The 12,063-nt window shown below is 64.8% G+C and carries 7 protein-coding genes and 1 pseudogene; 6 read left to right on the top strand and 2 right to left on the bottom strand.

Annotated features, from left to right (window positions below):
• Positions 1–49 precede the first annotated feature (49 nt).
• Both ACFOW8_RS19595 and ACFOW8_RS19590 read right to left on the bottom strand, forming a co-directional pair.
• Positions 50–1,456: a protein kinase domain-containing protein gene (locus ACFOW8_RS19595; protein ID WP_378552329.1), complete on the bottom strand. Its 1,407-nt coding sequence runs from the start codon at positions 1,454–1,456 to the stop codon at positions 50–52.
• 1 nt (position 1,457) lies between these two features.
• Complete coding sequence (locus ACFOW8_RS19590) at positions 1,458–2,153, bottom strand: hypothetical protein (RefSeq protein ID WP_378552327.1); 696 nt, start codon at positions 2,151–2,153, stop codon at positions 1,458–1,460.
• A gap of 266 nt (positions 2,154–2,419) precedes the next feature.
• Here ACFOW8_RS19590 and ACFOW8_RS19585 point away from each other — a divergent pair, with 266 nt between their 5' ends.
• The 6 genes and pseudogenes from ACFOW8_RS19585 to ACFOW8_RS19560 all read left to right on the top strand — a co-directional run bounded on the left by ACFOW8_RS19585 (position 2,420) and on the right by ACFOW8_RS19560 (position 11,907).
• The gene (locus ACFOW8_RS19585; protein ID WP_378552325.1) at positions 2,420–5,299 is read left to right on the top strand and encodes a helicase-related protein; all 2,880 of its coding nucleotides are present in this window, start codon (positions 2,420–2,422) and stop codon (positions 5,297–5,299) included.
• A gap of 2 nt (positions 5,300–5,301) precedes the next feature.
• Positions 5,302–9,903 (top strand): Eco57I restriction-modification methylase domain-containing protein, encoded by a 4,602-nt coding sequence (locus tag ACFOW8_RS19580; protein WP_378552323.1) that lies wholly within the window; start codon positions 5,302–5,304, stop codon positions 9,901–9,903.
• A 61-nt stretch (positions 9,904–9,964) separates the two neighbouring features.
• On the top strand, positions 9,965–10,150 hold the full coding sequence (locus ACFOW8_RS19575; RefSeq protein WP_378552321.1) for a ParA family protein: 186 nt from the start codon (positions 9,965–9,967) through the stop codon (positions 10,148–10,150).
• 13 nt (positions 10,151–10,163) lie between these two features.
• Positions 10,164–10,565: pseudogene (locus ACFOW8_RS19570) on the top strand (ParA family protein); the annotation flags it as partial.
• A 45-nt stretch (positions 10,566–10,610) separates the two neighbouring features.
• Positions 10,611–11,036 (top strand): hypothetical protein, encoded by a 426-nt coding sequence (locus ACFOW8_RS19565; protein ID WP_378552319.1) that lies wholly within the window; start codon positions 10,611–10,613, stop codon positions 11,034–11,036.
• Between the two features lie 136 nt (positions 11,037–11,172).
• Entirely contained in the window at positions 11,173–11,907 is a 735-nt protein-coding gene (locus ACFOW8_RS19560; protein ID WP_378552449.1) for a transposase, read from the top strand.
• Positions 11,908–12,063 lie beyond the last annotated feature (156 nt).

Genomic DNA, 12,063 nt, shown 5'->3' with positions numbered 1-12,063 from the left:
ACCGATTCGTTAGCGAGGCCGACTGGGACCGCCGCCAGCACGAAAGCCGCTATCGAGATCCGGCCCGAATCTGGGCGATCATCTCCCCCAGCTGCACCACCCGCGGATCGCTCTCACCGTGCCAGGCCGACAGCTGTGCGTGCAGCTTCCGCAGTCTGGTCAGCGCGGCCCGCACCTGCCCACTGTGCACCTGGCAGGTGGCCAGCTGCCGCTGACAGAACATGACCTGATCGTCGTAGGGTCCGCGCTCGGCGGTGAGATCATCGATCAGGGCGCTGTACAGCGCGGCAGCCTGCACATAGTCCCCGGATTCGAGGCACAGGTCGGCCAGCCGAATCCTGGTGTCGACGACGTCGGCGTCGCGCGCGCCCAGGTGCGGGACCGCGACCTCGAGCACGTCCCGCAGTTCCCCGACCGCCGGGACGTACCTCGATTCGTCGGCGAGGTCACGAGCACGACGGACTGCCCGGTCGATGTCACCGCGGGTGAATTCATGTCCGGGAGCAGCATCGGCGCCCTGACGGAGTTGGGTCGGTGCTGTCCGGGTCGCCGCAGATGCCCCGACCGCCGTCGCATACAGCCGAGCCGGACTGGCCGGATCGACCCGCTCCAGCAGCCCGTCCAGCGCACCGACATAGCGCATCAGCACCGCGTGCACGGCTGCCGCGTCGGCGGGCCGATCGAGCGGGTCCTTAGCGAGCATGCCCGCGACCAGCACCGCCAGCTCCTCGGGCACATCGTGACGCTGCTGGGTGAGATCGGGCGCCGCGGCGTTCACCTGATTGAACATGGTGTCGATCTCCGAGCCACCGCGCATGGCCCTGACCCCGGTCAGCAGTTCATACATCACCAGACCGAGCGAATACAGATCCGTTTGCGGCACCACCGTTTTGCCGCGCACCTGTTCGGGCGCCATGTACTCCGGTGTGCCGATTCCCGACCCGGTGCGGGTGAGCCTGGGCTGGTTCGAGTCGAGGGCGACGGCGATCCCGAAGTCGAGTACCCGCACCGTGCCGTCGGCGCACAGCATCAGATTCGACGGCTTCAGATCGCGGTGGAAGATGCTGTGCCCGTGCGCTTCGGCGAGCACCGCCGCGGTTTGTGCGGCGATTCCCGCGACCGCGCCGACGGGCAGGCTGCCGCGCTTGGCCAGGATGCTGTCGAGGGTGACCCCGTCGATGTACTCCATGACCAGGAACGGCCGCTCGGGCGGCCCGGGGTCGATGCCCGCGTCGAAAACAGTGGCCATGCCGGGATGACTCATTCTGGCCATCAGCTCGGCTTCGCGCACGAATCGCCGTTCCCATTCCTCGGTGTCGGCGAGCCGGGGGTGGATGAATTTGACCGCGACTCTGCGTTTGAGCGTGCGGTCGAAGCCTCGATACACCTGCCCCATGCCACCGTGCCCGATGACCTTGATCAGTTCGTAGCGCTGCGCCACGATCCGCGGCGTCATCTCATTCCCCCAGATTTCCCGCCCCGGCGGGAGCGCGCAACATGCCCGTGGCCAGACCGGCCAGGCCGGCACCGACCAACCGTTCCATGGTCAACCGCTGTGCTCGCCAGGCACTTTCGATGTCCATCAGCCGCGCGATCGCCGCACCCGCAGCACGCTGCGCCCCGAGCGGCAGCCGGGGAAATTCCACCGTGAACAGGTCGACCGGCTTGCCTGCCTTCTCACCGGCGGCCCGGATGACCCCGGCCAGAAAGTCCGCGTCGATCACGTTCGGCGTAACCCGCAGCACCTGCACTCCCGGCGCTACCAGCACGTCGGCAGTGCAGACGCGGGCCACCATCGGCGCACCCACCGCGACCGCAACGTCACCCGGCTGCGCTGTGACCGCACCGGGAGTCGCCGGGTCACCGACCTTCGACGCGGCGCGCCCGAGCCGAATGTCCTTCGCGGTCATCATGTCCGATCCCACGGCAGTTGCCATGAGCGTGGGTGGAGATTCGAGCACGGCGAGCGCGCCCGCCTCGATCAGTTCCCCGAGCGTCACGGTCGGCAGCGGGCCCTCGCCTTGCTCGAGGTCCGGCGCATCCGGCGCCGAGAAGGTCGCGGCGACCTTCTTCAGCTCGCCATAGCCGAGGTTCTCCGTGGGTGGCGTTTCACGAGCCGTCCGCTCGGTCGGCGCGCCCGCCGCGTCTGCCACCACCCGCACCTCCCCGCCTGTCACAGCCCTGGTGACGACCACGGTAGCTCACCATGCCCGTGTGGCGCCCAGCACAGCCGCGAATCGATTGACATTGTTTTCACTCGTATTTATGCTCGAGGAGCGATCACCTGCAACACCTGAGGCTCGTTCGCCGATCCCCACCCTGTCACGCCCGCCGATACAAACATGCAGAATTCCGAATGAATGCCGTTCCCGGCACTACATTGGACCACTCTGCGTCGACCCATCAGGAGTGCAGCCCGATGACCCACAGTGTCGAGCCTCGCGAGCTCAACGTCGCCCCCGGCTCGATCGTGGTGGTCCGTGACGAGGAATGGCTGGTGACCTCGGCCGAGCAGGGCTCCGACGGCTGGCTCCTGCGCGTGCGCGGCCTCTCGGAACTGGTCGCCGACACCACCGCGACTTTCTACGACAGTCTCGACCACATCGAGGTCCTCGACCCCGCCCGCGCCCAGGTGGTCCCCGACGCCTCGTCCGGCTACCGCGATGCCCGGCTCTGGCTCGAAGCGCTCCTGCGCAAGACCCCGTTCCCCTACGGCGACCAGACCCTCACCGTCTCCACCCGCATGCTCGCCGACTCCCTCGGCTACCAGCGCGCCGCCGTGGCCAAAGCCCTCGACCCGCAGCACATTCGGCCGCGCATTCTGCTCGCCGACGCGGTCGGTCTCGGCAAGACCCTAGAAATCGGCATGATCCTGTCCGAACTGGTCCGCCGCGGCCGGGGCGAGCGCATCCTGATCGTCACCCCCAAGCACGTCCTCGAACAGATGCAGCACGAACTGTGGTGCCGCTTCGCCCTACCGTTCGTCCGCCTGGATTCGGCCGGCATCCAGAAGGTCCGCCAGAAGCTGCCCGCCACCCGTAACCCGTTCACCTACTACAAGCGCGCCATCATCTCGATCGACACCCTCAAGAGCCCCCGCTACAAGGCCCACCTCGAGCGCCAGCACTGGGACGCGGTGGTGATCGACGAGTCGCACAACCTGACCAATGTCGGCACCCAGAACAACGAGCTCGCCCGCGTCCTGGCCCCCAACACCGAGGCACTGATCCTGGCGTCGGCCACCCCGCACAACGGCCGCGAGGAGTCCTTCGCCGAGCTGCTGCGCCTGCTCGACCCCACCGCTGTCGCCGCGGACGGTTCCTTCACCAAGCAGGACGTGCAGTCCCTGCTGATCCGCCGCCACCGGCACCACGACGAGGTCGCCGCGGAGGTCGGCAGTGACTGGGCCGAACGTGCCGAGCCGGTCCACCGGCTGGTCAAGGCCTCCGGTCCCGAAGATGCTGTCGCCAGGGAACTCTCACAGGTCTGGTTGCACCCCGAGTCCGGCCGATCCCCGTATTCCGGCGAAACCAAGGGTTTGTTCCCGTGGACCCTCGCCAAGGCTTTCCTCTCCTCGCCTGCGGCGCTGCGCGAGTCGATCGATCAGCGCAGAGCCAAGTTGCGTGACAAGGGAGGCCCGCACACCCCCGAGCAGCACACCGAGCTGGGCGCGTTGACCAATCTCGCCGACCTGAATGACAAATCGTTCACCGAGACCGCGGGCAAACAGGGCGCGCTCATCACCCGGCTCCGCGAAATCGGGGTCGGCCCGAAGTCCTCGACACGTGCCGTCGTCTTCGCCGAGCGCGTCGCCACCCTGAAGTGGCTCGAAGAACTCCTGCCCGGCGCCCTTGGCCTGAAGCCAGCCAACATCGCCACGCTGCACGGCGGCCTTTCGGATGTGGAGCAGCAGGAGATCGTCGAGAGCTTCAAGCTCGAAACCTCCCCGATCCGTGTGCTGGTCACCGGCGATGTCGCGTCCGAGGGCGTGAACCTGCACGCCCAGTGCCACCACCTGATCCACTACGACATCCCGTGGTCGCTGATCCGCATCGAACAGCGCAACGGCCGTGTCGATCGCTACGGCCAGAAGTTCCCTCCGGTCATCTCCTCACTGATCCTGGAACCCTCGGACACTGAGTTCTCCGGTGACCTGCGCGTGCTGTCACGCCTGCTCGAACGCGAGAACCAGGCCCACACCACCCTCGGCGACGTCGCTTCCCTGATGGGCAAACACAGTGTCGGCGAAGAGGAATCGGCTATCCGCGACGTGTTGGCCCGCAAAACCACCCTCGACGACCAGGTCAAGACGGTCGAAGACGTCCTCGACGGCGACGATTTCGACGCCTTCTTCGCCCAGCTCGACCAAGACCAGCCCGTCGCCCTCCCCGAACTCCCCCGCCAGAGCCTGTACCCCACCGACATCGACTACCTCGACGAAGCCCTGCGCGCCGCCTTCAACGACATCCCCCACGCCACCCCCGACAGCGGCGGCGTCGGCTGGACCGTCCACCCCAATCACGGCATCGCCGAACTGATCCCACCCCGCGACCTCCGCCAGCGCCTGGCCCACCTGCCCCAGAACTACCGCGACAAGGGCCAGATCGACCAGCGCCTCAAACTCGCCACCTCCCGCCAGGTCGGCGACGCCCAGCTCCGCGCCGCCCGCCAGGGCAAAGGCATCAACGACACAACCTGGCCCGAAGCCCACTACCTCGGCCCCCTGCACCCCGTCCTCGACTGGGCCAGCGACCGCGCCCTCTCGGCCCTGGGCCGCAACCAGATCTTCGCCATCCGCGGCGATGTCGACGCCGTCACCGTCGTCCTGATGGGCACCCTGATGAACCGCCGCGGCCAGCTCGTCTCCCGCGTCTTCTCCACCGTCGAATTCCCCGACCCCGACCGCCCCACCTTCGCGATCCCCAGCCCGCTGGAGAACCTCGACTTCCTCCTCACCGAAACCGGCCTCGAGCCCGGCACCGCCAACCCCGGCCCGATCCCCGATCCGGAGCGCTTCCAACAGCTCATCCCCGTCGCAGTCGACCAGGCCACCAAGTCGATGAAACTCGTCCTCGACCACCAGGAACGCTCCGCCAACGAACGCCTGGCCCAGTGGCGCCGCCGCGCCGACCGCTGGCATTCCGGCGCCGAACAACTCGAACTGTTCGGCAGCCAGAAAAAGAAGGTCGACTCCTACGCCCGCCGCATCGCCGAAGAACAACGCCTCGCCGAATCCCTCGCCCCCACCCAGCAACTGGTCCGCCCCCTACTGGTGATCGTCCCCGGAAAGGACCAGTAACCGTGGCCTCTTTCGATTCCATCGTCGTCGGCGAGGACTGGATCAGCGAGCACTACTTCACCACCGATTCGGTGAAGGAGTCGTTCCACGGCAAGGTCATGGAACTCCGCAAAGCCTGGGACGCCGAAGCCAAGGAAGGCCGCAAAACCGTCCGCAGCAGTCTGCTGTCTGCCGCCGGCGACCTGCACACCATCCTGGGCTCGCTCGCCGAGAACCCCGAAGCCGCCCCCAAGGCGCACGCCATGGTCCGCGAGGCGTTCGGCTTCCAGGGCGAGCTTGCCCCCTTCACCGCCGAACGCGCAGGCTCCGAGCTGGTCATCCCCGACGCTCAGCTCACCGGCACCCCGAACGTGCTTTTCGTCCAGGCGAACCCGGTCGAATCCATCGAGGACTTCCTCGGCGAAGGCACCCTGATCACCGCCGCCACCGAGGAGAACAAGCCCCTCGAATCGGCCTCCAAGGCAGTCTCGGCCGCCTACCGTTCCGATACCCCGCCCGCGTTCGTCGTGGTCCAGGCAGGCCGCTGGCTCCTGCTGACCGAAGCCGAACGCTGGGCCGAAGGCCGCTACCTCGCCCTCGACCTCCTCGTCGTAGCCGAACGCCGCCACGACGCCCGCGGCGGCGAAATCGACCGCGCCGCAGCCATCTTCGGCCACCAGTCGCTGCGCCCCGACCCCGACGGCAACATCTGGTGGACCGGTGTCCTCGAGGACTCGGTGAAACACACCGTCGGCGTCTCCAAAGACCTCCGCGAGGGCATCCGCCTCTCCATCGAAATCATCGCCAACGAAGTTGTCCGCCGCCGCCGCGCCCGCGACCTCCCCGTGGACGGCATCGACGGCAACGAACTGGCCAAGCATTCCCTGCGCTTCCTGTACCGAATCCTGTTCCTCCTGTATGCCGAGGCGTCCCCGGAAATGCAGGTCCTCCCGACCGGCGCCGCCGAATACGAGGAGGGCTACGGCCTCGACCGCCTCCGCGAACTCACCCTCACCGAACTCGTCTCCCACCACGCCCGCACCGGCACCCACCTGTACGAGTCACTGAAACGCCTCTTCGACCTGGTCGACCAGGGCCACCAGCCCGCCGTCCGCGAGAACGTCACCGACGACCCCGCACCGGGCCTCGAATTCAACCCCCTGCGCGCGGACCTGTTCTCGCCCAAGGCAACTGCCTTGATTGACGAGGTCGGCCTCGGCAACGAGGCCACCCAACAGGTCCTCGCCCACCTCCTTCTCACCAAGGAATCCAAGTCCCGCAAGGGAGCCGACCGCGGCTTCATCAGCTACGCCGAACTCGGCATCAACCAGCTCGGCGCCGTCTACGAGGGCCTGATGTCCTACACCGGCTTCTTCGCCGAAGAGGACCTCTACGAGGTGGCCAAGGACGGAAACCCGGAGAAAGGTTCCTGGGTGGTCCCGGTCACCCGCGCCGACCATCTGTCCGCAGCCGATTTCGTGCGCGTGGAACACCCCACCACCCGCGAGCTGCGCCCCGTCGTCCATGCCAAGGGCACCTTCGTCTTCCGCCTCGCCGGCCGCGAACGCCAACAGTCCGCCTCGTACTACACCCCCGAAGTCCTCACGAAGTTCGTCGTCTCCCAAGCCCTCGAGGAACTCCTCGACCAAGACGGCGTCCGCACCACCCCCGACGACATCCTCTCCCTCACCATCTGCGAGCCCGCCCTCGGCTCGGGCGCCTTCGCCATCGAGGCCGTTCGCCAACTCGCCGCCGAGTATTTGAAGCGCAAGCAAGAGGACCTAGGCGAACTGATCGACGCCGACCAATACACCGTCGAACTCCAAAAGGTGAAAGCCCACATCGCCCTCCACCAGGTCTACGGCGTAGACCTCAACGCCACCGCCGTCGAACTCGCCGAAATCTCCCTCTGGCTCGACACCATGGTCGCCGGCCTCCAAGCCCCCTGGTTCGGCCTCCACCTGCGCCGAGGCAATTCGTTGATCGGCGCCCGCCGCGCGGTGTACATGCCCACTGAGCTCACCAAGAAAGCCTGGCTCAAATCCGTCCCCAAGGACGTCCCCCTCGGCACCGAAATCGGCACCGGCATCCACCACTTCCTCCTCCCCGCCGAAGGCTGGGGCGCCATCGTCGACACTGCCGAAGCAAAAACCTACGCCCCTGACAAGCGCGAAGAACTCCGCCTCTGGCGCAACGACATCCGCAAGTCCCCCACCAAACCGATCGTCAAACGCCTCGAAGCCCTCGCCCAACGCGTAGAAACCCTCTGGGATTTCACCCTCCGCCGCCTCACCATCGCCGAATCCGAAATCCGCCGCGACCTACACCTGTGGCGCAGCGACCCGATCGAGCACGTCCCCGCAGTCAGCCGCGAACAGATCGAAGCCGTCCTCAACGACCAGAACGGCCCCTACCAGCGCTTGCGCCGGGTGATGGACGCCTGGTGCGCTCTGTGGTCCTGGCCCGTGACCGGAGATATCGCCGCACCGGACTGGGACCAGTGGATCGGCGGCCTTGAGGCATTGCTCGGCACCACCGCCAAGGCGGGGAAGTTCGAGAAGTACGGCCAGACGAGCTTCGCCTCCGACCTGGACTGGCACGAACTCGATGTCGCCGAGGACAGCGACCGCGTCTTCGCCCAGGCAAAATCCATCGAGTCCGCCACCGCCGAGTTCCCCTGGCTGACAGTCACTTCCCGGATCGCCCGGGCACAGGGCTTCCACCACTGGGAGCTGGACTTCGCGCCGGTGTTCGCACGCGGGGGGTTCGACCTTCAGGTGGGTAACCCGCCGTGGGTGCGGCCTGACTGGGATCAGGCGGGGGTGCTGGCCGAGTTCGATCCGTGGTGGCAGTTGGCGCTGAAGCCGTCGGAGGCTGAGAAGAGGGCCAAAGCCGAGGCGGCGCTCGCTGTTCCCGCCGTCCGGGCGACACTGCTGGATGAACGAGCAGCGCAAGCGGGTCAGAACCAGCACGTCGGCTCCGGCATCGACCGGCCGGTTCTCGCCGGGCTACAGCCCGACCTGTATCGCTGCTTCATGGAGCGGACGTGGCGATCGTCGTCCGCGCGGGGTATCACCTCACTGATCCACCCCGAGAGCCATTTCACCGAGGCGAGGGCGCAGGGCCTTCGGCGAGCTTGCTACCGGCGGCTCAAGCGGCACTGGCAGTTCCGCAACGAGCTCAGCATCTTCTCTGAGATCAACCACACCCGGCAGTACGGCGTCCACGTATACGGCGGTGACTCCGATGTTTCCTTTCTTCAGGGCTCGGCGCTCTACCACCCCGACGTCCCCGCCCGCTCTCTCCAGGCCCGCCGTTCGGGCAACGACAGCTCCACCATCGTCCCCGGCGTGAAAGACCCTGACGGGAAATGGGACGTTCGCCCCCACCCCGAACGCATCATCGAGATCACCGAAGCCGACCTCGCCGGCTGGGCCACCCTCATCGACGAACCCGGCACACCCGCCGCAGAGGCCCGCATGCTCTACCCGGTGAACCGCGCCAGCGCGGCCGTCCTCGACAAGATCGCCGCCGCACCCCGACTCACCGACATCGACTTCCAGTGGACCGCAGGCTGGCACGAATCGGCAGACCGCAAACTCGGCTACTTCGAATCCCGCTCCGCCATCCCGAACACCCTGGACGACACCATCTTCCAAGGCCCCCACCTCACCGTCGCCACCCCGATCTACCAACAGGGCAACCCGACGATGCGCAGCAACGTCGACTACTCCCCCATCGACCTCACGTCGATCCCAGAAGACTTCATCCCAAGAACCAACTACCAGCCCGCCCGCCCACTCCCCGAGTACCAAGCCGCCTACCCGAAGTGGAACAACGAACCAAGCTCGTCCTACTTCCGCCTCGCCTGGCGCGAAATGTGTGACATCGCGACTGTCCGCACGCTGCAATCAGCACTGCTCCCACCGGGCCCGACACATGTGCATGCTGTTCACACGCTCACCTTGCCTGGCAACGATCGCGGCCTGGCTGTCCTTGCGGGCATGAGCCATTCGATCGTCACCGACTTCATGATCAAGGTGATCGGCAACGCTCACATCAAAGCGTCTACGTGGCAACAACTTCCGTTCCCCATCGATCACCCACTGACGCCCCACTTGATCCACCGCACCTTGCGCCTGAACTCACTTACATCCGCATACGCCCCTCTCTGGTCCGAACTGTACGACCCAACCTGGCAACAGGACTCCTGGGTCCCCACCATCCCCACGCCCGACCACTCGAGACCCCCACTGGGCAAGATCTCCCCGGAGTGGACATGGCACACCCCCCTCCGCACCGACGCCGCCCGCCGCCAGGCCCTGATCGAGATCGACGCAATCGTGGCAGTAATGCTGAACATCACCGCCGAAGAATTGCTGACAATCTACCGAACCCAATTCCCGGTCCTCCAAAAATACGAACGCGAAGCCCTCTACGACCCCACCGGCCGCCAACTCCCCACCAAACTAGCCACCGAACACCGCAAGAAAGACCCCCTCCACCTATCCGACCCCACGATTGACGACCTAACCTACACCACACCTTTCACCCCGGTCGACCGCGAACGTGACATTAAAATCGCTCACAGCCATTTTATCGCCGCAAGCCTGAAGCCCATATAGAGCTAAGGAAAACTAACCTTCGAGAATCACAGTTTTAATCTCAACCTCCCAGCGTAGCGATTTGCAATCGAGAAGGAAGGACAGGAAATTGTCAAAGATTATTTCCCTCTTCAACAACAAGGGTGGCGTTAGCAAGACAACCACAACCTTCAATCTGGGTTGGATGCTTGCAGAGAAGGGGCACAAAGTAGTCATTGTCGATGCCGACCCACAGTACAACCTGACCGGTATGATACTCGACCTGTAAAGAACAGGACGCCCTGTCAAAGTTCTATCGAGAAAACCCAAAACAGAACATCCGGGACGCGCTTGAGCCCGCGTTTGCATCTCGACAAATTGCACTTTCTCCGATCGAGTGTATCGAGATCAACGGCTGCCCAAATTTGCATCTAATCCCCGGTCACGTAGGACTCGCGGAATACGAAGTATCACTGGGGATCTCCCAGCAACTGTCAGAGTCTGTCCAAACACTGAGAAACCTGCCTGGAAGTTTCTACCATCTGATCACTATAACCGCCAAGAAGTACGACGCGGACTACATCCTCCTCGACCTCAGTCCAGGCCTTGGGTCAATTAACCAGAACCTGGTTTCAGTCTCCGATTATATGATTGTTCCCGCCAGTCCTGACGTATTCTCTGTTATGGCCATGGACTCCCTATCTCGCGTGATACCACGGTGGGCAGCATGGGCAAGAAACGCAAGCACGATGGATATCCTGCGCGAAGCCGACTACCCTTTCCCGGCCACTCGACTAAAGTTCCTTGGTACGATCATTCAAAAGTATCGGATCCGAGCAGGTGGCCCTTCTGCGGCATTCCAACGCTACTTCACAGATCTGGACAGTGCCGTTATTCAAACGTTGCGACCTGCACTCAAGAATTCAGACCTACTCCTGGAACCACAAGTTTATGACGATGCCGGACTGGGCGAAGAACTTCGCCTCGAATCGATACCCGACTTCAACAGTCTAATAGCAGAGTCGCAGCGCACACGGAAACCGGTCTTCTCGCTCACTCAAGCCGAACTGAATAAGCAAGGTGTTGTCTGGGACAACGCCGAGCAAAGCATTGATTCGTTCCATAAGATATTCACAAGCCTCGCCGACCGGATCGAGAAGTTGACAGCAAAGTGACCCGAGTGCGTCTTGCCGTATTCGAGATAAACATCCAGCGCGCTTCCGAACTGGTAGGCCTAAGGGATGTCCCGTAAGCCGTTGAGCAGCAACGGGTATCGTGTCGCGGGTGGTGATCTCGGCGTCTGACCCGGTGATGGTGGAGTTGTTTTCCGGGCTGCGGCCACGCACGTTCGCTCGCCTGATCACCCCGTTGCGGCGCGAGGGCGCTGATCGGCCGTTGCGGGGCCGGCCTTGGGGGTTGTGTTTCGAAGACCGGGTGTTGCTGGTGGCCTCCTACTGGCGGACCAACCTCACGATGCGTCAGCTCGCGGCGGTTTTCGGGGTCTCGAAATCGGCTGCGGCCCGGGTGATCGATGACCTGGGGCCGGCGTTGGCGCTACGGCCCCGGGCCCGGTTCGGCCGTGGTGCGGTGTTGATCGTGGACGGGACCCTGGTCCCGACCCGTGATCACAAGGTCGCCGCCCAGAGTAAGAACTACCGGTACTCGACCAATCATCAGGTCGTGATCGATGCCGACACCGAGCTCGTCGTCGCGCTCGGGCGGCCGTTGCCGGGCAACCGCAACGACTGCCGGGCCTGGACCGAGTCCGGTGCGGCCGAGGCTTGCCGCAACGCGGTGGTGATCGCTGATGGCGGCTACCAGGGCACCGGCTTGATCATCCCGCACCGCCGCTCACCTGGTGTCGAGCTGCCGGAATGGAAACAGGCACACAACAAGTCCCACCGCAAGGTCCGCGCCCGTGTCGAGCATGCCTTCGCCCGGATGAAGACCTGGAAGATATTGCGCGACTGCCGGATGCACGGTGGTGGGGTGAGTGTCGCGATGTCCGGGGTGGCGAGGCTGGCCAACCTTGCCCACGCCTGCTGATTCCTGGCCGGTGGACCGGCACTGTCACCGAGTCAGACTTAGAGCTCCTATCGGGTTCGGTTGCTGAGTCGTCGCCAACAGATCAGTGCCGCACCGAGATTCAGGAGGCCGTAGTGGATGTCGGTGCGACGTTCCCACCGGATGGCCAGGCGTCGG

The sequence above is a fragment of the Nocardia rhizosphaerae genome (assembly GCF_042650365.1).
In the GTDB taxonomy this organism is placed as follows: domain Bacteria; phylum Actinomycetota; class Actinomycetes; order Mycobacteriales; family Mycobacteriaceae; genus Nocardia; species Nocardia rhizosphaerae.
Note: the sequence above shows the minus strand (reverse complement) of the source record. Positions and strands in the feature narration are given on the sequence as shown.